The organism is Pseudomonas sp. GW821-FHT03C07 (genome assembly GCF_059420925.1).
The window spans coordinates 26,396-47,950 of the sequence record NZ_JBWKUQ010000029.1; the positions used below are offsets into that span (position 1 = coordinate 26,396).

Annotated in this window: 13 protein-coding genes; 11 read left to right on the top strand and 2 right to left on the bottom strand. The window is 62.3% G+C overall.

Annotation, left to right across the window (positions count from 1 at the left end; genetic code table 11):
- The first annotated feature begins 188 nt into the window (after window positions 1-188).
- Genes AC07VG_RS31595 through AC07VG_RS31605 form a run of 3 tightly spaced genes read left to right on the top strand, consistent with a single transcriptional unit; the run spans window position 189 to window position 5,641 of the window.
- A complete protein-coding gene (locus AC07VG_RS31595; protein WP_495022449.1) occupies window positions 189-1,946 on the top strand; it encodes a flavin monoamine oxidase family protein in 1,758 nt (585 codons plus the stop codon).
- Complete coding sequence (locus tag AC07VG_RS31600; RefSeq protein ID WP_495022450.1) at window positions 1,933-3,612, top strand: alpha-keto acid decarboxylase family protein; 1,680 nt, start codon at window positions 1,933-1,935, stop codon at window positions 3,610-3,612. Before AC07VG_RS31595 ends, AC07VG_RS31600 begins: the two co-directional genes overlap by 14 nt.
- A gap of 16 nt (window positions 3,613-3,628) precedes the next feature.
- Entirely contained in the window at window positions 3,629-5,641 is a 2,013-nt protein-coding gene (locus AC07VG_RS31605; RefSeq protein WP_495022451.1) for a hypothetical protein, read from the top strand.
- Window positions 5,642-5,849: 208 nt separating this feature from the next.
- On the opposite strand, the gene AC07VG_RS31610 is transcribed toward AC07VG_RS31605, so the two are convergent.
- Window positions 5,850-6,260 (bottom strand): PA0061/PA0062 family lipoprotein, encoded by a 411-nt coding sequence (locus AC07VG_RS31610; protein ID WP_495022452.1) that lies wholly within the window; start codon window positions 6,258-6,260, stop codon window positions 5,850-5,852.
- Between the two features lie 37 nt (window positions 6,261-6,297).
- A complete protein-coding gene (locus AC07VG_RS31615; protein WP_495022453.1) occupies window positions 6,298-6,702 on the bottom strand; it encodes a PA0061/PA0062 family lipoprotein in 405 nt (134 codons plus the stop codon).
- 219 nt (window positions 6,703-6,921) lie between these two features.
- On the opposite strand from AC07VG_RS31615, the gene AC07VG_RS31620 reads away from it, so the two are divergent.
- The 8 genes from AC07VG_RS31620 to AC07VG_RS31655 all read left to right on the top strand — a co-directional run bounded on the left by AC07VG_RS31620 (window position 6,922) and on the right by AC07VG_RS31655 (window position 21,547).
- Window positions 6,922-10,140, top strand: coding sequence for an efflux RND transporter permease subunit (locus AC07VG_RS31620; RefSeq protein WP_495022454.1), 3,219 nt, complete (start codon window positions 6,922-6,924; stop codon window positions 10,138-10,140).
- Window positions 10,133-11,296 carry an efflux RND transporter periplasmic adaptor subunit gene (locus tag AC07VG_RS31625; protein WP_495022455.1) on the top strand — a complete coding sequence of 388 codons (1,164 nt, stop codon included), beginning with the start codon at window positions 10,133-10,135 and terminating at the stop codon, window positions 11,294-11,296. The genes AC07VG_RS31620 and AC07VG_RS31625 overlap by 8 nt, the downstream gene beginning before the upstream one ends.
- Window positions 11,280-12,698 (top strand): efflux transporter outer membrane subunit, encoded by a 1,419-nt coding sequence (locus AC07VG_RS31630; RefSeq protein WP_495001755.1) that lies wholly within the window; start codon window positions 11,280-11,282, stop codon window positions 12,696-12,698. The genes AC07VG_RS31625 and AC07VG_RS31630 overlap by 17 nt, the downstream gene beginning before the upstream one ends.
- A 385-nt stretch (window positions 12,699-13,083) precedes the next feature.
- Window positions 13,084-13,599, top strand: a complete 516-nt coding sequence (locus AC07VG_RS31635; RefSeq protein ID WP_495001754.1) for an Hcp family type VI secretion system effector — start codon at window positions 13,084-13,086, stop codon at window positions 13,597-13,599.
- Between the two features lie 140 nt (window positions 13,600-13,739).
- Complete coding sequence (locus tag AC07VG_RS31640; protein WP_495022456.1) at window positions 13,740-15,770, top strand: type VI secretion system Vgr family protein; 2,031 nt, start codon at window positions 13,740-13,742, stop codon at window positions 15,768-15,770.
- The gene (locus AC07VG_RS31645; protein WP_495022457.1) at window positions 15,760-16,530 is read left to right on the top strand and encodes a DUF4123 domain-containing protein; all 771 of its coding nucleotides are present in this window, start codon (window positions 15,760-15,762) and stop codon (window positions 16,528-16,530) included. Before AC07VG_RS31640 ends, AC07VG_RS31645 begins: the two co-directional genes overlap by 11 nt.
- Window positions 16,527-21,167, top strand: coding sequence for an RHS repeat-associated core domain-containing protein (locus AC07VG_RS31650; RefSeq protein ID WP_495022458.1), 4,641 nt, complete (start codon window positions 16,527-16,529; stop codon window positions 21,165-21,167). The genes AC07VG_RS31645 and AC07VG_RS31650 overlap by 4 nt, the downstream gene beginning before the upstream one ends.
- Window positions 21,164-21,547 carry a hypothetical protein gene (locus AC07VG_RS31655; RefSeq protein ID WP_495001750.1) on the top strand — a complete coding sequence of 128 codons (384 nt, stop codon included), beginning with the start codon at window positions 21,164-21,166 and terminating at the stop codon, window positions 21,545-21,547. Before AC07VG_RS31650 ends, AC07VG_RS31655 begins: the two co-directional genes overlap by 4 nt.
- Window positions 21,548-21,555 lie beyond the last annotated feature (8 nt).

Sequence of the window (21,555 nt, forward strand, 5' to 3'; positions counted from 1 at the left end):
ACCTCCCGCCTGAGAGGACGGCCGATTCAGCGGCGCCAGAACGCCCGATCGCGGCTAAGGTTTCAATTGATCGGTCAGGACTCGGCCCATTCGAAAAGCCGTAGTGGCAAACTGGCATTTCGACAAAACTCGACAATACTTGGTCGCGTTCCGAATCCTCAGTCACTCTCCTCGAAATGGAGTTCGCCATGAAGTCGCAAGAACTGGAACTTGACGTGGCCGTGGTCGGTGGTGGTGTCTCAGGCTGCTACAGCGCCTGGCGTCTGCAACAGGTCCATGGCGATACGCAGAACATTGCCCTGTTCGAATACGGTGAGCGAATCGGCGGACGCCTGTTCAGTATCCATCTGCCGGGGCTGCCCAATGTGGTCGCCGAGGTCGGCGGCATGCGCTACATCCCGGGGCCCGACGGCCATGTGGTCGTCGACAGCCTGGTCAAGCACCTCAAGCTGCCCAGCCAGGATTTCCCCATGGGCGCGCCCAAGCCGGTCTACTCGAAGAACAACCTGTTTTACCTGCGCGGCAAGCGCTTTCGCTATCGCGACTTCGTCGAAGCCCCGGAGAAGATCCCCTACGACCTGGCCTGGTCCGAGCGCGGCTTCTGCCCCGAGGACCTGCAGGTCAAAGTGATGAACTACGTGTACCCGGGCTTCGACAAGCTCAGCCTGTGCCAGCAGATGCAGGTCACGGTGTTCGGCAAGGAAATCTGGCGGTACGGTTTCTGGGACCTGCTCTACCGGGTGATGAGCAACGAGGGTTACCAGTTCATGAAAGACGCCGGCGGTTATGACGCCAACGTCGCCAATGCCAGCGCCGTGACCCAACTGCCGGCCACCGAGTACAAGGACACTACCGAGTTCCTGACCCTGAGCAAAGGTTTCCAGAGCCTGCCCCTGACCCTCGCGGCGAAGTTCGCCAAGCTGCCGGGACAATTGCCAGGCAAGCAACGGGTGCACATGAACCAGCGGCTGACCGCCATCAGCTTCGCCAAGGACACCGACTTCCCCTACCGCCTGCACTTCCAGGCCACCACCACGGTGGACGGCAGCACCCACGACATCGGCGGCCAGTCCGTGGTCAAGGCGAAGAAAATCATCCTGGCCATGCCACGCCGTTCCCTGGAACTGATCGACTCGCCGTTCTTCAGCGACCCGTGGCTCAAGGACAATCTCGGTTCGGTGCTGGTGCAATCGGCCTTCAAGCTCTTCCTCGCCTATGAGCAGCCCTGGTGGCGCGCGCTCGGACTGGTGGCCGGGCGCTCGGTCACCGACCTGCCAGTGCGGCAGATCTACTACATGGGCACCGAATGCGAACAGAAAGGTGGCGAATCGACGCTCAACTCGTTGCTGATGGCCTCCTACAACGACATCGGCACCGTACCGTTCTGGAAAGGCCTGGAAGGCGGTGCGCCATTCGTTGGCCACACGCCCAGCAACCTGGCCGGGCTGCTCAAGAGCGAGCCGGTGGTGCCCAGGACCCAGTTCACCGTCAGCGATGAAATGGTCCGGGTGGCACAGATGCAGGTCACCCAGGTCCACGACCAGGTGGAACTGCCGCGCCCCTACTCGGCGGTCTATCACGCCTGGGATGCCGACCCGTACGGCGGCGGCTGGCATGAATGGAAGGCCAATTACCGACTCGACCAGATCATCTGCCGCATGCGCCGGCCGGTGGAAAATCAGCAGATCCATATCGTTGGCGAGGCCTACTCTTATGGCCAGGGCTGGGTCGAAGGCGCCCTGACCGTGGCCGAGTCGACACTCCAGGACTTCTTCGGGCTCAAGCGTCCGACCTGGTTATCCAAGCACTACGCCCTGCTACCGGTGCCGACACCCGACGGCTGTACCCTGCAACCGGGCCAGCGTCCGGCCTGCAAGGACTGCGTAGACACCCTCAATGAAGTGACTCAATTTGCCTATAAGGGGATCGACCATGGCAATACGTAGAGACTTTACTGTCGCTGACTACCTGCTGGCGCGGCTCCTTCAACTGGGGGTCCGCAAGGTGTTCCAGGTCCCCGGCGATTATGTGTCGGGATTCATGGACGCCCTGGAAAAATCCACCGATATCCAGCCGGTCGGCGAAGTCAATGAAATGAGTGCCGCCTACGCTGCCGACGGCTACGCCCGCTATGCCGGAATCGGCGCCGTGTCGCTGCAATACGGTGTCGGCACCTTCAGCGCGGTGAATGCCATTGCCGGCGCCTATGTCGAGCGCAACCCGGTGGTGGTCATCAGTGCCAGTCCGTCGGCGAAAAACCGCCAGATCATCTGGTCCGCGGACGTCCTGTTCCACCACTCCACCGGCGACCTGGAAGTTGGGCGCAAGGTGTTCGAGAACATCACCGTCGCCTGCGAACTGCTGGACGACAGCCGCACCGCACCGGCCCTGATCGATCGGGCGCTGGTCGCCGCCATCAGCCAGCGCCGGCCGATCTACCTGGAAGCCTGGCAAAACGTCTGGGGTGAACCCTGCGAGGAACCTGTCGGCGAACTGTCTGCCGTGCCGGCCGCCTGCGATCTGCTGTCGCTGGACGCCGCGGTCGAGACCTCGGTGCAACGCCTGCGCGAAGCGAAAAAACCGTTGATCATGCTCGGTATCGAGATCGCCCGTTTCGGTTTGCAAAAGCAAGCGCTGCACCTGATCGAAGCCAGCGGCCTGTCATTCACCACCTCATTGGAAGCCAAGACCGTTGTCGACGAAAACCACCCGCAATTCATCGGCACCTATGCGGGCACCGCCTCACGCCTGTGGACCCAGGAGCTGGTGGACCAGACCGACTGCATCCTGGCCATCGGGGTTATCTTCACCGACGACTACCTGCAATTGCTGAAAAAGGATTTCGGCCAGATCATCCTGGTCAACGCCCAGTTGGCCCGCACCGGGCTGCAGTATTACCCCCATGTTCCGCTGCCGCAGTACCTGACCGCGCTGACCAGCGCACTGGGCCTGGACGACGATTTCCCACTGCCCTTGCGGCCACGCGAGCCCCTCTCGCCACTACTCAGGACCAGCGCCAACGACACGCCCCTGAGTTATGAGCGGTTCCTCGACACCCTGAGCGATTTTGCCCGGGAGCAACGCCTGTGGGACAACAGCGCGCTGATCCTCGGCGAAAGCTCGGCGCTGTACGCCGCCAGTAATATCATGGGCATGCCGGAAAACAGCTTTGTCGCCGATGCCATCTGGGGTTCCCTTGGTCATGAGACCGGTTGCGCCCTGGGCGTGGCCATGGGCGGCCAGCGTCGGCCTCTGGTGGTCGCCGGCGACGGCGGCTTCATGATGATGTGTCAGTCGCTGTCGACCCTGGTGCGCAATCGCGTGAACGCCGTGGTGTTCGTCATGAGCAACGAGGTCTACGCCATCGAGCAGGCTTTCGTGAATATCAATGCGTTCAAGGAACATGGCGAGTTCGCGCCGTTCGACATCCTGCCCAGTTGGGATTACCTGGCCCTGGCCCAGGGCTTCGGCGCCAAGGGCTACAAGGTTTCGACCCTGGGTGAGTTGCGCGAACTGCTGCTCAAACTGCTGGTGATCGACGAGACCGTACTGGTCCAGGTGGTCATCCCGCAAAAAGACCTGGCGCCGCAGATCGAACGACTCGCATCCTGAAAGGAGCAATCATTACATGGCTGTATTGCGTCTTGCTGTCGCTGCCCTGCTGCTCACCGGCCTGTCCGTGGCCCAGGCCCATACCCACGGAGCCGAAACGGCCGAAGGTCCGAAGCGTTTCACCCCGGTCTCACCCGACACCCCGTACCTCGAAGTCCTGCACCAATGCGTCAGCCAGAAAGACACCGACCAGGGCCAGTTGCTCTCGGGCCTGGGCGGCACACGCTACCCCATGGTCAGCCTGAAGGACGCCGATCAGGTCGAGGCGTTTTATAGCCAGGGCATCGCCCTGCAATACGGCTTCAACTTCTCCGAAGCGATCCGTGCTTTCTACCAGGCCAGCCGGTTCGACGAGGGCTCGGCCATGCCCTATTGGGGCATCGCCCTGTCGGCCAACTCCAATATCAACAGCGACGCCACCCCTGGTTGCGACCAGCTTGCCTATCGCTCGGCGCAGATCGCCCTGGAACACGCCAATGCCCGCTTCAAGGACCCGGCCGCCAAGGCCGCTTTCAGCGAACGACAATTGCAGCGTGAAGTCGATTACGCCAAGGCGTTCCTGAGCGCCTACACCCTCAAGGACGGCAAGGTCAGCCTCGACGACAAAGGTAAACAGCACTACGCCGACGCCATGAAAGAACTGTCGCAGACCTATTTCGACGACCTCGATGCCGCCACCCTCTACGCCGACGCGCTGCTCAATCTCACCCCCTGGAAGTGGTGGGATGGCGAAGCCGCGGTCTCCGATCAGGTCCACCCGACGCCAGCAGCCTATGAAGCGCTGCAAGTGCTCAACCGCGTGCTGGTGCAGGACAAGCTGCACACCGGCGCCAATCACTTCTATATTCATGCCATCGAGGAGTCGCCGTTCCCCGACAGCGGGCTGCCCATGGCCAATCGCTTCCGCGACCAGAACCCGGCCATCGGCCATCTGGTGCACATGGCCTCGCACATCTACCAGCGTACCGGCAATAACGCCCTGGCCAGCATCGCCAACTACACGGCGGTCTCGGTGGATCGCGCCTACGCCCATCAGGTCGACCCGCAGAGCCCCTACCCGCTGCACTACCTGGGCCACAACATTCACTTCCTGATCTGGACCCTGTCCATCGAGGGTCGCCAGAACGAAGCCATGAACATGGCCGAGGAACTGGTGGAAAACACCACGCAGTATTCGGCCCTGGCGTTTCTCTGCCAGCAGTACCCCGGCGAGATCCGCACCAAGTCCGACTATTTCTATGCCGTGCCCTATTACTTCGCCGTGCGCTTTCAGGACTGGGCCGCGCTGGAGCGTATCGAACCGAAGATCGAGCAGGGCTTGAAGGCCATCAACGACACCTGCACCCAGGCCGACAAGGATTGGCAGCCACTGACCGCGCCGTACACCCGGGTCATGGCCGCCTATGCCAAGGCCTATCGACAACTGGCCCGGGACGGGCTGGACAACGCGGCGAGCAACGATGCGCTCAAGGGCTATTGGCAGGCGGTGACGGACACCTTGAAAGCCACACCGGATCTGAACTACGGCAACAATAAGGCGACGGAATTGTTCCGCATCGCCAATCTGATCCTGCTGAACAAGGCCCAGGACAGCAGCCATGGCAAGCTTGATCTGGCGTCATTGCGGGAAACCGCCGCGAAGGTATTCGGCAAGGATCCGTCGCAGGCCTTGGCCACCGATCTCAAGTCACTCCAGGGCGATAACCAGGAGCAGATCATCGGCGCCTGGCGCAAGGCGGTCGCCATCCAGGATGCCCTGAACTATAACGAGCCACCGGACTGGTATTACACCCTGCGCGAATCCCTGGGCTACGCATTGTTGGCCCAGGGCAAGGCGGCCGAAGCGGAAAGGGTTTTCCGTGAAGACCTGGCGGGCAATCGCCTCAGCGGTCGTTCGCTCAACGGGCTGAAGCTCAGCTTGCAACAGCAGCCGGACAAGAAGGTCCCGGCGCTGCTCGACGAACAGCTGCACAGCGCCTGGCGCAACGCGACCATCAGCGCCGCGCCGTCAGGCTTCACCACACAATAATTGCTCACACCGTTCTGTAATTGGAGCAGGGCTTGCCCGCGAAGCTTTTGGCGCCATCAAGGGCCTCTTCGCTGGCAAGCCAGGCTCCTGCAAGGGACCAGGCTCTACGATAGTTTGCAGTGAAACACGGACCTATGTAGGAGCTGGCTTGCCGGCGATGACAGCAGTGAATCCACTATCGCCATCGCTGCCAAGCCCGGAACCCGGCTTAGCCCGGCATGCACTGGAAGTCGCCGGTCTCGGCGACTTGCTTGCCATGGGAATCCATCAGCCGCGCGTTGATTTCCTGACCCAGGCTCGACTCCACCAACTGGTAGTGCTCGCCGGCCTTGAACTGGTTGTAGCTGACTTCGCCCGAGCAGTCCTGCTGGTTGCCATCGCCCCAGGGCGTCTCCACCAACATCACGTCCAGTTTGTGCGCACCGGGTGGCACTTCGAAGAAACGCCCGTCATCGATTTTCCGGCCATCGACCTTCTCGGCAAGCATGTCGCTCGGCGCCTCATCTTGCAGACCGATCCAGGCCTCGCTCGGATCCGCCTTCGGCATCGGGCCGGCACATGCGGAGAGCAGAAAAGCCAGGCCCAGGGTTGGAATCAGCATCAAGGGTTTGAATGTCATGGTGTTCTACCTTAAAGATGAAAAAGTCTGTCAGCGGTTAAATGCAGGAAAACTTCCTGGACTGGGCCACCGTCACGCCGTGGTCGTTCACCAGCTCGGCGCCCACATCGACGCCGGATCCCGACTCCACCAGGTGATAGCGCTTGCCAGCCTTGAACTGGTCGTATTCCACCTGGCCGGTGCACTCGGGCTGCTCGGTATTACCGTTGGCGCCCTGGACCAGGAGCACTTTCAGATCGTGCTTGCCCGGCGCCACTTCAAAGTAGCGGCCGTCGTCGACGCGCTTGCCATCCACACGCTCTGCCAGCAGGTCATCGCTCGACGCCTGTCCCAGGCCGATCCAGGCTTCGCCCGGATCAGCCTTGGGCACTGGCGCCGCACAGGCGGACAGCAGGCAAACCAGTCCAAGGGTCGAAATCAGCATCAGCGGCTTAAGTGTCATTGAATGAATTCCTCTCATATTCAAGTGCTATATCGCTGGACGGAAAACCCGTCTAATCGAGGCCAAGAGTGGTGAAATAGAGGCGTTTGTACAAATGAACACACATGAAGGGATTTTCAGTACTTATCTAAAAGATCCTTCATGTTGGTGAAAGCCAAACGTTAAGTTCCAGACGCAAGACTGCCGGTGTTTGCAATTCCACTCCCCGGAGGTTCAGGCATGCTCGGGCTGGTAAAGACCGCACTGCTCAAGCCCTACACGTTTATCGTGTTGGCGATATTCATCTGTATCATCGGGCCGCTGGCGGCCCTGCGTACCCCCACCGACGTGTTTCCCGACATCGGTATCCCGGTGGTCGCGGTGGTCTGGCAATACACCGGCCTGTCCCCCGAGGACATGGCTGGCCGGGTGATCTACACCTACGAACGCTCCCTGAGCTCCACGGTCAACGACATCGAACATATCGAGTCGCAATCGCTGCCGGGCATGGGCATCGTCAAGATCTTCTTTCAGCCGGGTGTGGACATCCGCACCGCCAACGCCCAGGTGACCGCGGTCTCGCAGACCGTACTCAAACAGATGCCGCCGGGGATCACCCCGCCGCTGATCCTCAACTACAGCGCCTCGACGGTGCCGATCCTGCAGATGGCGTTTTCCAGCCCGACGCTGTCGGAAGCGAAGATCCGCGACCTGGTGCAGAACAACATCCGCCTGCCGCTGACCGCCGTTCCAGGCCTGGCGATTCCAACCCCGATGGGCGGCAAGCAACGCCAGATCACCCTCGACCTCGATCCCCAGGCGCTGGCCGCCAAGGGCCTCTCGGCGCAGGATGTGGGCAATGCCCTGGCCGCGCAGAACCAGATCATTCCGGTGGGTACCGCCAAACTCGGCCCCTACGAATACACCGTGCTGTTGAACAACAGCCCGAAAATCATCGAAGAACTCAACGACCTGCCGATCAAGACCGTCGACGGCGCCCTGATCACCATCGGCCAGGTGGCCCACGTGCGTGACGGCTCGCCGCCGCAAACCAACATCGTGCGGGTCGACGGCCGACGCGCGGTGCTGATGCCAGCGATGAAGAACGGCAACATCTCCACCCTGTCGATCGTCGACGGCATCCGCAACATGCTGCCGCTGATCAACGAAACCCTGCCGCCGGAGCTCAAGACCTCGCTGCTCGGCGACGCCTCGGTGTTCGTCAAGCAGTCGGTGGGCAGCGTCGCCCGCGAAGGCATCATCGCCGCGCTGCTCACCAGTGCGATGATCCTGCTGTTCCTCGGCAGCTGGCGTTCGACCCTGATCATCGCCGCCTCGATTCCGCTGGCAGTCCTCTCGGCCATCGCCCTGCTGGCCGCCACCGGCCAGACCCTCAACGTCATGACCCTGGGTGGTCTGGCGCTGGCGGTGGGGATCCTGGTGGACGATGCGACGGTGACCATCGAGAACATCAACTGGCACCTGGAACAGGGCAAGGCGGTCAACGACGCGATCCTCGACGGCGCGAAACAGATCGTCGGCCCGGCCTTTGTCTCGCTGCTGTGTATCTGCATCGTGTTCGTGCCGATGTTCATGCTCCAGGGCATCGCCGGCTTCCTGTTCCGGCCGATGGCGCTGGCGGTGATCTTCGCCATGGCCAGCTCCTTTATCCTCTCGCGGACCCTGGTACCGACCCTGGCGATGTTCCTGCTCAAGCCCCATGTGGTCGAGGGCGGTAGCGGTCATCATCCCGAGGATGAATTCATCAACCATCACGAAGGCGAACAGCACCGCAAGCCACGCAATCGCCTGCTGCAAGGCGTGCTGAATTTCCAGCAGGGTTTCGAGCGCGGCTTTTCCACGGTGCGCGACGTCTACCACGGCCTGCTGCAACTCGCGCTGGGTTGCCGCAAGCGTTTCCTGCTGGGTTTCCTGGCCTGCGTGCTGGCGTCCTTCAGCCTGCTGCCGAGCCTGGGCGAAGACTTCTTCCCCGCCACCGACGCCGGTGCCCTGGCCCTGCACGTACGCCTGCCACTGGGTACGCGAATCGAAGAAAGCACCGCCACCTTCGACCGTATCGAAGCGCGGATCCGCGAGGTGATTCCCGCCGAGGAACTGGACAACATCGTCGACAACATCGGTATTCCATTGAGCGGTATCGACATGGCCTATAGCAGCAGCGGCACCATCGGCCCGCAGGACGGCGATATCCAGGTCACCCTCAAGGCCGATCACCAGCCCACCGCCGACTATGTGAAAAAGCTGCGCACGGCCTTGCCGGAAAGCTTCCCCGGCAGCCAGTTCGCCTTCCTCCCGGCAGACATCAGCAGCCAGATCCTCAACTTCGGCGCACCGGCCCCGCTGGACGTGAAAATCTCCGGACGCAGCGCCGAGGAAAACCGCGTCTTCGCCCTGGAACTGCAACGACGCCTGCAACATGTACCGGGGATCGCCGACCTGCGGATCCAGCAATCGGTCGGCTACCCGTCGCTGGAGGTGAAGGTTGACCGCATGCGCGCCAAAGGCCTGGGCATTACCGAGCGTGACGTCACCAACAGCATGGTCGCCTCGTTGGCGGGCAGCTCCCAGGTGGCACCGACCTTCTGGCTCAACCCGGCCAACGGCGTGTCCTATGGCGTGGTCGCGGCTACCCCGCAATACCGCCTGGACAGCCTGCCGTCACTGGAAGCGCTGCCGGTCACCGGCAGCAACGGCCAGTCGCAGATCCTTGGTGGCCTGGCGACCATCAATCGGGTGCAGAGCCCGGCGGTGGTCACCCACTACAACATCCAGCCGACCCTGGACATCTACGCCAGCGTGCAAGGCCGCGACCTCGGCGCGGTGGCCCATGACATCCAGAAGATCCTCGACGAGGCCTCGTCCTTGCGGCCCAAGGGCGCGATTGTCAGCCTGCACGGCCAGATCGACGCCCTGCATGAAGCCTTTGGCGGCCTGAGCTTCGGCCTGCTCGGCGCGGTGGTGCTGATCTACCTCCTGATCGTGGTCAACTTCCAGTCCTGGGTCGATCCGTTCGTGATCATCACCGCCCTGCCCGCGGCCCTGGCCGGAATCGTCTGGATGCTGTTCCTGAGCGGCACCTCGCTGTCGGTGCCGGCCCTGACCGGGGCCATCCTGTGCATGGGCGTGGCCACCGCCAACTCGATCCTGGTGGTGAGCTTCTGCCGCGAGCGCCTGGCCGAACACGGCGATGCCCTGAAGGCCGCTCTGGAAGCCGGCTATACCCGTTTCCGCCCGGTCTGCATGACCGCCCTGGCGATGATCATCGGCATGTTGCCGCTGGCCCTTTCCGAAGAACAGAACGCCCCTCTCGGACGCGCCGTAATCGGCGGTCTGATCCTGGCGACCACTGCCACCCTGCTGTTCGTCCCCGTGGTGTTCAGCCTGGTGCATGGCCGCCAACCTATTCGCGCCGTAGCTGGAGAACACACCCATGACTGATCGCAAACCCTCGAGCAAACGCCTGCTCTACATGGGCATCGGCGGGCTGACCCTGGCCGCCTTGCTGGTCGCCAACGGGATTGCCGCGCGAACCCGCCATGAAAAAGCCGTGACCGCCTGGACCGAAACCGCCGCCGTGCCCATGGTCAGTGTCTTCAAGCCGGCACAGAACGCCGCCGGCGATACCCTGCGCCTGCCGGCCCACCTGGAAGCCTGGAGCAAGGCACCGATCCATGCACGGGTCAGCGGCTACCTGAAAGACTGGAAAACCGACATCGGCAGCCAGGTCCAGGCCGGCCAGATACTCGCCGAAATCGACAGCCCGGACCTCGACCAACAGCTCGCCCAGGCCCACGCCCACCTGGTGCAGGAACAGGCCAATGCGCGCCTGGCCGAGACCACCGCCAGCCGTTGGCAGAACCTGGTGGCGACCCATTCGGTGTCGCGCCAGGAAGCCGATGAAAAAAGCTCCAACGCCGCCGCGGCCAAGGCCAATGTCGAAGCCGCCGCCGCCGACTACGCGCGGCTGTCGGCCCTGGAAGCCTACAAGATCATTCGCGCGCCCTTCGCCGGCACCATCACCGCCCGCAACACCGATATCGGCCAGTTGATCAAGGCCGACAACGACAGCGATCCGGAGCTCTTCGACATTGCCGACACCCATCAGCTACGGCTCTACGTGCCCATCCCGCAGAACTACGCCAGCGTGATCCGTCCCGGTCTCGAGGTGAAACTGACGGTACCGGAACATCCGGGTCAACAGTTCAACGCCAAACTGCTGGGCAACTCCACCGCCATCGACTCGCGCTCCGGCACCCTGCTGGCGCAGTTCGTCGCCGAGAACCCGGACAACGTCCTGCTGCCGGGCGACTACGCCGAGGCGACCCTGCCGATCCCGGCAGACACCCATGGCGTCAGCATTCCGGCCAGCGCCCTGATCTTCCGGGCCCAGGGCACCCAGGTGGCCGTGTTGGACACCCAGTCCCATGTGCATCTGCGCGACATCCACATCGGCCTGGACCTGGGCGAGCGCCTGGTCATCGACCAGGGCCTGAAACCCGCCGACACCGTGATCGACAACCCGCCGGACGCCCTGCGCGAAGGCGACCCGGTCAAACTCGCCGAAGCCGGAGGCCAACATGTCCCCAAGGCTTAAGCGCAGCGCCTGGCTCTTGATCGCGACCTTGCAGGGCTGCTCCCTGGCACCGACCTACCAGCCGCCGCAACTCGACTTGCCGCAGCACTATCGCGAGCAGACCAGCGACGGTCCGTGGCACCTGGCACAACCGGGCGACCACTTGTCACAACAATGGTGGTCGCTGTTCCACGACGCGCCTCTCAACGACCTGCAACAGCGCCTGCTCAAGGCCAACCCGGACCTGGCCGCCGCCCTGGCGCACTATGACGGCGCCCAGGCCTACGCGAGCCAGCTGCACGCTGGGCTGTTCCCGCAGATCAGTGCCAGTGCGCAACCCCTGCGTCAGCGCCAATCGGACAATCGCCCGTTGCGCGGCAGCACCCAGCCGGCGGTGTACAACAGCAATACCGCGGGCTTTGCGCTGAACTTCGACCTCGACCTGTGGGGGCGGATTCGCAACCAGGTGGCCGCTGGCGACGCTCAGGCCCAGGCCTCCGGCGACGACCTGGCGGTGGCGCGCCTGAGCCTGCAACAGCAGTTGGCGACCTTGTATGTCCAGCTCAATGGCCTCGATGCCCAGAGCCGGATTCTCACCAGTTCCCTGGAGGACTACACCCAGGCGCTGCAACTGACCCGTGATCGCTACCAGGGCCAGATTGCCTCGGAACTTGACCTGACCCGCGCCCAGAGCCAACTGGCCGAGGCGCAGGCGCAGCTGGACGAAGTGCACGGCCAACGCAACCTGGCCGAACACGCGATTGCCGAATTGGTGGGCGAACCGGCCAGCGACTTCCAGTTGCCGCCGACCCAGGCGATCCTGACGATTCCCAAGGTGCCCGGCGCCCTGCCCAGCGGCCTGCTGCAACGTCGCCCAGATATCGCCGCGGCGGAACGCCGGGTGTTTGCCGCCAATGCCGGAATCGGCGTAGCCAAGGCCGCCTGGTACCCGGACTTCAGCCTGACCGGCCTGCTCGGCGGCCAGACCCAGGGCAGCGGCAGCCTGCTGTCGACGGGCAATCGTTATTGGGCACTTGGGCCGCTGGTCAACCTACCGATTTTCGACGGCGGTCGCCTCGATGCCCAGGAGCATCAGGCCAAGGCCGAGTTCGACGAGGCCTCGGCCCATTACCGCGGCCAGGTCCTGCGCGCGGTGCGCGAAGTCGAGGACAACCTGGCGCAACTGCGCGACTTGCAGCGCGAGGCCGAGGATGAGCAGGCAGCGGTGAATGCCGCGCAGAACACCCAGACCCTGGCGATGAACAGCTACCAGGCCGGGGCGGTGAACTACCTGGACGTGGTGACGGCGCAAACGGCGGCATTGCAGACGCAGCGGCAGTTGCAGGCGCTGCAGACCCGCCAGTTGCAGGCCAGTATCGGCCTGATGACCGCCTTGGGTGGCGGTTGGAGCGCCGAGGGCTGAAGGCCCCGTTCCCAGGCTGAACACGCGCCCTTGTAGGATCCGGCTTGCTGGCTCCTACAGGTTTCGCGGTGCACGTGAGACTCCGTTCCCGAGTGCGCAACTTTTGCCCCATCCCTGGCGTTAAAAACGCCTCCTCCCAACCCACAATACCCGCCACACAAGGCGTCCAACCCAGCAGGCAACTTCCTGCCCGCCCATGTGCAATACCTTGCGCAGTTTTCCAGAAAAAACACTCTAAAATCCTAGAACACTTCGAGAAACATCAAATAACTTACTGTTTTTAAACAATAAATAAAAACAGGCACAACTCTTGATCTGTAGACCTGCGAACCCATCGAGTTTCCCTTGATGGCAAACAGTACCTCTTTGGACAAGGAATTCATTCATGCCAACACCAGCCTACCTGACCCTGCAAGGCACCAAGCAAGGCCTGATCACCGCGGGTACCTTTACCCAGGACTCGGTCGGAAACATCTACCAGGAGGGTCATGAAGACCAGATCCTGGTCCAGGGTTTCGCCCACGACGTCACCATTCCCCGCGACCCGCAGTCCGGGCAACCGACCGGCCAGCGTGTGCACCAACCGCTGATGATCAGCAAGGTCTTCGACAAGTCCTCGCCGCTGATTTTCAGCGCCCTGACCAGCGGGGAAAAACTGACCAAATGCCGTCTGGAGTGGTACCGCACCTCCTCCTCCGGCACCCAGGAGCACTATTTCACCATCGAACTGGAAGACGCCATCGTCGTCGACGTGAAATCGCGCATGCCCAACTGCCAGGACCCGAACCAGGCGCATTTCACCCATCTGGAAGACGTGTTCTTCAGCTACCGCAAGATCACCTGGACCCACGAAGTGGCGGGCACCTCCGCCTTCGATGACTGGCGCTCCCCGGTGATCTGATTGCCCTTTGGCGCCGTTCGGCCTGGCCGACGGCGCCTTCCACCGTTCCCTCAAACCTTTTGGCACGCCGCGGCTTCGGCCTTGGCGAAGGGTTCGTACGGCCCTGATTTCACGCCAAAGCGTTTTCCAAGGAGGAATCCATGCCAGCGCCGGCCAATCAACCTCGCTTCAGCCTGATGATCGAGGACTTCGAACACTCGCTGCAGGTCGCCGCCTTCAGCGGCCGTGAAGCCCTTAACCAGTCCTTCAGCTTCGATCTGGAGCTGGTGGGCGAGCGGGATCTCGATCTGCAAAGCCTACTGCACAAGCAAGCCTTTCTCAGACTCTGCCCCTCGGGCGCGGGTATCCACGGGCAGCTCTATCGTGTCGCCCAGGGTGCACGTGGCCGGCGCCTGACGCATTACCAGGTCTGCCTGCGCCCACGCCTTGCCGACCTCGAACATCGCATCAACCAACGCATCTTCCAGCACCTCAGTACTCCGCAAATCATCGCGCAGGTGCTGCACGACCATGGCCTGTTCAGCAATCACTACCGCTTCCATCTCAGTGGCCACTACCCGGCGCGGGAATACTGCGTGCAATACCGGGAGTCCGACCTGCACTTCATCCAGCGCCTGTGCGAGGAAGAAGGGCTGCATTTTCACTTCCAGCATGACCCCGGCAGCCACACCCTGGTGTTCGGCGACGACCAGGCGTTTTTCCCCACACAAGCGCCTCGGCGTTATCAAACGGACAGTGGCCTGGCAGCCCCGACCACGGTTATCAAGCACTTCAACGTGCGCCTGGAAACCCGCAGCAGCGGCGTCGCACGGCGGGATTACGACTTCGCGAATCCCGGTCGCCCGCTTGAACAGATCAGGCGCGGCGAACAGCTGCCAGATCTGGAGGACTACGCATTCCCAACGCGCGGTATCGACCCGCAGCACGGCAAACAACGGGCGCAACGAGCCCTGGAGAGACACCGCTGCACATTCCGTCAGGCCCAGGGCCAAAGCGATATTCCGACCCTGTCGAGCGGCCATCTGCTGACACTCACCGAGCACCCGCACACCGCCTGGAATGCCCTCTGGCTGTTGACCGAAATCAACCACGAAGGCCGGCAACCGCAAGTCCTGGAAGAGCTCGCCGACATTGCCGACAAGGCGGACGGCTTCCGGCAGGGCTATCGAAACAGCTTCCGTGCCCTGCCCGCCGACGCACCTTTTCGCCCCACGCCGGGCCATCTGAAACCACGCATCGATGGCAGCCAGACCGCCGTGGTCACGGGCCCGCCGGGCGAGGAAATCCATTGCGATGCCCATGGCCGGATCAAGGTGCAGTTTCACTGGGATCGGGCCGCGACCCAGAGCGATTCCAGCAGTGGCTGGCTGAGGGTCGCCTCGGCCTGGGCCGGAAACGGCCATGGCGCAGTGAGTATCCCCCGTGTCGGCATGGAAGTGCTGGTGAGCTTTCTCGAGGGCGACCCGGATCAGCCGCTGATTACCGGTTGCTTGCACCACGCCCGCAATCGACCGCCCCACGAACTGCCGGCGCACAAGACCCGGAGCGTCTTTAAAACCCTCAGTTCACCCGGTGGCGGCGGCTTCAACGAGCTGCGTATCGAGGACCGCAAGGGCCAGGAGCAGATCTACCTGCACGCCCAGCGTGACTGGCAACAGATGGTCGAACACGACCAGTTCATCCAGGTCGGTCATGAGCGTCACGACAGCGTGACCGCCAACAGCTACCGCGAACTCAAGGCCGATGAGCATCGCACCACCCTGGCCGATCGCAAGACCGATATACGCGCCGACGATCACCTGAATATCGGCCAGAGCCGGCATGTACGGCTCGGCAACAGCTATCTCCTCCAGGCCGCTGAGGAGATCCACCTCAAAAGTGGTGCCCGGGTGGTGATCGAAGCCGGCAGCGAACTGACCCTCAAGGTCGGTGGCAGCTTTATCAGGATCGATGGCGGCGGTATTACCCTGAGCCCGGAACCGAACACAGACGCTGGGGCGACGCCGGGTGTCGGCACCCGGGTTGCCGCCCTGCTGCCCGGTCTGTTCCAGGCCGTTGAGCGCCCTCTCCCCACAGCGCCTTTGTCCATGGCGCAACTGACCACCCTGCTACGTGGCGCGGCGTTCTGCGAAGAGTGCGAAAAGTGCAAGGCAGGTGTCTGTGAGCGCTGACCTCCTGACACCCGAGCGCTGGCTGGCCCAGGTCCCGCTTGCCCCTCACGAGCGCCTCTACCTGGTACTCAGCGACGCCAGCGAGGCCAAGCCGCTGGCCGCCTTGCGCAGGATCGGCAGCCCGCTGGCGCCCCTGCCGATCTGGAGGGACACACCTTATGCCGATTGGTTTGAGGTGATGCCTCATCTCCTCGAACTCACGGCACAAAGCCCGTTTCTGTCGTGGATTGCCGACACCGGCTACCAGGATTGGGGCTGGCTTGCGGTGTCGTCGAACACCCCGGAACAGCTCATGGCGCACCTGCGCGGGCTGACCCAGGTGAAGCTGCCGACGGGCAACCCGGTGTTCTTTCGTTTCTGGGACGGCCGCCAATGGCTACCGACCCTCGACTGTCTCCGCGCCGAGGCTGGTGAACTGCTGCCGGGCCTGAGTCGCTACCTCATCAATGGCCAGGCGCGAACGCTCGCCACCGCGATCAGGCGCGAAGCCAGGACCTTTCCCTGGTGGGAGGTTCCGCCGTTGCTGCTGGAACACCTGTCCGGGGCGAGCCCCGAAACCCTGATCGACAACAGCCTGCAGTGGCTGAGCGAAGACCACCCGGCGCTGTATGACGCCGTGCCCATCCCCCATCTGCGACACAAGATCGCCCGTTTCCTGGAGCGTTCGGCGCCCGGCCCGAGCCGGCAGGGTGCCCTGCTCACCTACCTCACCCGGGAACTGACGGTCGGGGAGTTTCTGGCCAGGGAGGCCAACCGATGAATCGCATCGACTACATCGAAACACAACTCGACGGCTTCAAGGACAGCCTGACGCTCTATCACCAGCAGACCCGCAGCTGGTATGCCCAAGCGCTGGACCAGGTCAGCCATGCGGCGGACCTGCCTTCACTGCTGGGCATGGACCGGGTCATCCGCTTCGGCGACAGCCGCAAGGTCGTCGGTCTCCAGGACCGCGACTTCCTGTCCAACGTTGCACAGTGCCCCGCCAGCGGCGTGCTGAGCATCGAGAGTCTGTTCGAGTCGGTCCATGAGATTCCAGTGGGCGACCTGCTGGTCGACGTCATCCCCGTCGACGGTGGTCCTTCGACCTCGATCCTACTCGACGCTCAGGGCAAGGGTAGCTTCCAGGGCCAGCCGGGTCAGTTCTATCGGGTGCGGGTACAGGGCGGCGTCCCCCCCGAGCAGGTCGACGCCCTGTTCGCCGCCTACGCGGACCTGACCCGGGACCTGGAAACCTGGTTGCGGCGCGAATGGAGTGGCTTCAAACCGCAATGGTCATCACAGACCACCTCGACGGCACTACTGGCCGTCGGTGAAGGTCTGGCCAGCGGCAGTTGGGAAGCGATCAAGGGTGTCTGGGAAGGGATCGAGCTGCTGTTCGACATCCTCAAGGATCCCCTCGCCTATGTCGACCGTCTGGGCAGCAGTGCCCAGGCGTTGGCCGACCTCGCGCGACGGGCCCCGGCCGTGATGGAAAAGGCCCTGTTGCTGGCCAGCGACGAAGCCGCGCTCTTTCTGCTGTTACGCAGCGCCGCGATCTGGCTCGCGGCGCTGCCGCCGAGCCAGCTGGCCGGGGACACCGCGCATGTCGTGGCGAGCACCCTGGTCTCCGTGCTGATCGACTTGCTTCTGGGGTTGGTGCTTACCGTCGCGGCGGCGGGCGCTGGCGTTGCCTATCTGGCGCTGCGCCTGAAGAAGTACGGCAGCCAGATGGTGGAAGCCGGCACCCGGTTCATCCAGGGCCTCTTCAGCCTGCTCGATAACTTCATGGGTTATGTCGGTCGTTACAAGGCCGTGGCGGCTCGAGGTGTGGCGGGCGCGCAGAAACAGGGTGTCCTGCAAATGCGCTGGGACGGGCGCAAGAACGCCACGCTGCGCCAGACCGAACACCTCGACGACGTTCCTCGGCAAGCCGGTAATCCCAATGGCCAGAGCGCCGAACGCGCGGACAAGACCCAGACCCACGGTTGCCCGGTGTCGATGGTCACCGGCGAAGAACTGCTGACCCTGGTCGATGGCGAGCTGGACGGGCCGCTGTCGTTTTCCTGGAGCCGGCTGTATCGCACCAGTGCCGTTGAAACCCGCCAGGGCCTCGGTCCGGGCTGGAGCCATGGGTTGGCCCACAGCCTGAGGTTCGACGACGACGAGGTTATCTGGACCGACCAGGAAAACCGCTCCATACGCTTCCCTCGCCCCAGTACCCAACGGCCGGCCATCCACAACAGCCTGAGCGAAGCGGCGATCTACCTGGGCGATGCGCCCGATGAACTGATCCTGACCCAGGCCGGCGACACGCCCTGGTTCTATCACTTCAGGTACGACCGCCACGGCGCCCGGCTGTTCTCCCTCAGTGACCGATATGGCAATCGGCTGAGCATCAGCCATGACGCCGAAGGCCGTATCCAGCGCCTGGACAACGGCCTCGGACGCGCCCTGCTGTTGCGTTACGACCGTAGCCGTATCGTCGCGATCGAGTACCAGCAGGAACAGGCCGCCACTTATCTCGCCGAGGGCTGGCAGACGTTGCGCACGCTGGTGCGCTATCGCTACGACGACCAGGGGCGCCTGATCGAAGCCGCCAATGCCGTCGACGAGTGCGAGCGCTATGCCTATGACGAACATCACGTCATTCGCGAACGTCAGTTGGCCGGCGGAGCCGCGTTCTACTGGGAGTGGCAAGGCGTGGGCAAGCTGGCCCGCTGCGTACGCCACTGGGCCAGTTTTGCGCAGATGGACAGCCGCTACACCTGGGACGACGACGGCAGTGTTACCGCCCATCACATCGATGGTAGCGAAGAAATCTTTGCCCACGATGAGCGGGCGCGGCTGATCCGCAAGGTCGATGCCGATGGCGCCGAGCAACACAAGGCCTATGACGCCCAAGGTCGTCTGATTGTCGAAAAGGACGCCCTGGGCGCTGTCACCGAATATCGCTACAGCGACGCCGGCCGGCTGCTGGCCGTTATTCCGCCCGAAGACGAGCCGACCTTCTACGAGTATCACAACGGTCACCTGTGCAACGTGCAACGTGGCCCGGCGCGCTGGAAATATGCGCGCAATCCCCAGGGCGATATCACCCGCTCCACCGACCCTTCTGGCCACGTCACCGAGTATGAATACGGCCGCCGGGGCCTGCTGAGCGAGATCCGTCATCCGGATGGCAGCCGACACACCCTCACCTGGGACCGACTCGGCCATCTGCTGGAGGAACGACTGCCCGACGGCAGCCTGCTGAAATACGGCTACGACGAGCAAGGCCGACAAACCAGCCGCCAGGCAGCGGACGGCGCCATCACCCACTACACGTGGGACGCCATTGGCCGCCTGACCCAGGTTGAAATGCCCGGCGGGGCCAGGCGCCGCTTCAGCTACAACGCCTACGGCAAGATCACTGCCGAGATCGATGAGCTGGGACGGGTGACCCGTTATGAATACGCGGACGACTTGCACCAGGTCAGTCGGCGCCTTAACCCCGACGGCAGCCAACTGCGCTATCGCTATGACAATGCCCGGCTGCTGCTCAGCGAAATCGAAAACGAGCGTGGCGAGCATTACCGTCTCGACTATTACGCCAATGGCCTGATCCGCGAGGAAACCGGCTTCGACGGGCGGCGCACCGGCTACACCTACGACCTTAACGGCCACCTGCTGGAGAAAAAAGAGTTCGGCGACGACGGCAGTGAGCTCGTCACCGCCTACCAGCGCGACAGCGCCGGACGCCTGCTGCTCAAGAACCTCGCCGATGGTAGCAAGGTCCACTATCACTACGATGGACTGGGCCGTCTGGTCAGTGTCGATGACGGACACTGGCCGCTGACCTACGGCTACGACAACCAGGACCACCTGACCAGCGAGCACCAGGGCTGGGCAACCCAGCGCTATCGCTACGATGCCGTAGGCCAGTTGATTCACTGCCGTTTGCCGGACGGCAACCTGATCGATTATCGCTACCTGCCGGGTGGTCGATTGATCGGCGTCGACCTCAATGGCCGACACCTGACCCGCCACCGCTTCGAAGCCGGACGCGAGCGCCTGCGCCAACAGGGCCAACTGCTCAGCCATTACCGTTACGACGAACAAGGGCGGCTGCTGAAACACAACCTCAGCCAGGACAATAGCGGGCGTTACCAGCGTTTCTACGCCTATGAAGCCAACGGCAATCTGGCGAGTATCGACGACAGCCGCCACGGCCTGCGCCGTTACCAGTACGACCCGCTGGATCGACTGAGCGAAGTCCGTGGCGATCCTTGCGAACGTTTCGTTCACGACCCCGCCGGCAACCTGCTGGGCGACAGTCCGCGCATGGCGCGCACCCGTGGTAATCGCCTGCTGTTCCGCGGTCATAGCCATTTCGACTACGACGCCTTTGGCAATCTGATCCGTGAACGCAACGGAACCGAGCCACAGCTCGTTACCGAATACCGTTATGACTGTCAGCACCGACTGACCGGCGTCAGCCTGCCGGATGGCGGCACGGTCAGCTACCGCTACGACGCCTTTGGCCGGCGGATTGCCAAGACCTGCGCGGGCCGGACCACCGAATACCTCTGGCAAGGTGATCGGCTGATTGCCGAAAGCGGCCCGGCGCATTACCGCAGCTACCTGTACGAACCGGACAGCTTTCGGCCCCTGGCCCTGCTCAATGGCGAGGGGCCGGAGCAGGTCGAGGCGTTCCATTACCAACTCGACCACCTGGGCACACCGCAGGAGCTGACGGACGAAGCCGGCAATATCCGCTGGGCGGCGCGCTACCACGCCTATGGCCGGATAGCCCACCTCGATCGAGCGGATATCGACAACCCGCTGCGTTTCCAGGGCCAGTATTTCGATACAGAAACCGGCTTACACTACAACCGGCATCGCTACTACAATCCCGAAACCGGCCGCTACCTCACCCCCGACCCGATCAAACTGGCCGGCGGGCTGAACAGCTACCAGTACGCGCCCAACCCTACGGGGTGGGTGGATCCGTTGGGGTTGAGTTGTGACTGTCCTGGTGAGGGGAACCAAAAGTCCACAAATAATTTAACAAAAACCACAGTAAACATAGGTGAGCCTGGAGTTCCCGAAACATCGACAACTCCTCCCGCTAGGGGCTATGTAAAGGAGGTCTTTGCCAACAAGGCAATTAAACCTCAAGATGTGACAACCGAGTGGGAACACTTCCTAGGAGAACCACCATATACAAATATCAACCCTCGAACAGGAGTCCTAGATCAGGATCGGCTAGTCTCATCCGATGGCCTACGCAGTATTCGATACGGGTCCCATGAAATGAATAGCAAACCAAGCAAGCATCATTACCATGAGGAAACCTGGACCCTCGAAAAATCAAAAAACGTGATGAATGTCGACAACACTGCGATTAGAATTCAATTTCAGGCTCCTAAAAAATGAAAATAAAAGTAATAAAAATTCTGCCCCACGACGGAGCACTAAAAAAGATTTCATTTTCTACGTCAGCCGGCTGCGGCATAGCTTTGTGGGCTGATGAGTTGCTTAAGGAAAACGATGAATATGACGTAGAGTTCGACATAGGTGACGACCTCATATGGGGCACCAGCATAAACCCGACTATTGAAAAAAAAGACAAATTTGAAATTTTCGGTGACACCACCAAAATCACCGCGAACATAATATCAAACGAAGAAAACAGCCTTGCTCTAGAAATACAGCAGTCCATAATACTAATAGAAGCCAACTCCTCACCGCTTCCACTACCACAGAGAGTTGAACTATCGGCAAAACACATCACTCTTTACCCAATTGCATTCTAGGCATGCTG

Coding starts and splice junctions, on each gene's coding strand:
- AC07VG_RS31595 (WP_495022449.1), top strand. CDS start 189: ATGAAGTCGCAAGAACTGGAACTTGACGTGGCCGTGGTCGGTGGTGGT.
- AC07VG_RS31600 (WP_495022450.1), top strand. CDS start 1,933: ATGGCAATACGTAGAGACTTTACTGTCGCTGACTACCTGCTGGCGCGG.
- AC07VG_RS31605 (WP_495022451.1), top strand. CDS start 3,629: ATGGCTGTATTGCGTCTTGCTGTCGCTGCCCTGCTGCTCACCGGCCTG.
- AC07VG_RS31610 (WP_495022452.1), bottom strand. CDS start 6,260: ATGACATTCAAACCCTTGATGCTGATTCCAACCCTGGGCCTGGCTTTT.
- AC07VG_RS31615 (WP_495022453.1), bottom strand. CDS start 6,702: ATGACACTTAAGCCGCTGATGCTGATTTCGACCCTTGGACTGGTTTGC.
- AC07VG_RS31620 (WP_495022454.1), top strand. CDS start 6,922: ATGCTCGGGCTGGTAAAGACCGCACTGCTCAAGCCCTACACGTTTATC.
- AC07VG_RS31625 (WP_495022455.1), top strand. CDS start 10,133: ATGACTGATCGCAAACCCTCGAGCAAACGCCTGCTCTACATGGGCATC.
- AC07VG_RS31630 (WP_495001755.1), top strand. CDS start 11,280: ATGTCCCCAAGGCTTAAGCGCAGCGCCTGGCTCTTGATCGCGACCTTG.
- AC07VG_RS31635 (WP_495001754.1), top strand. CDS start 13,084: ATGCCAACACCAGCCTACCTGACCCTGCAAGGCACCAAGCAAGGCCTG.
- AC07VG_RS31640 (WP_495022456.1), top strand. CDS start 13,740: ATGCCAGCGCCGGCCAATCAACCTCGCTTCAGCCTGATGATCGAGGAC.
- AC07VG_RS31650 (WP_495022458.1), top strand. CDS start 16,527: ATGAATCGCATCGACTACATCGAAACACAACTCGACGGCTTCAAGGAC.
- AC07VG_RS31655 (WP_495001750.1), top strand. CDS start 21,164: ATGAAAATAAAAGTAATAAAAATTCTGCCCCACGACGGAGCACTAAAA.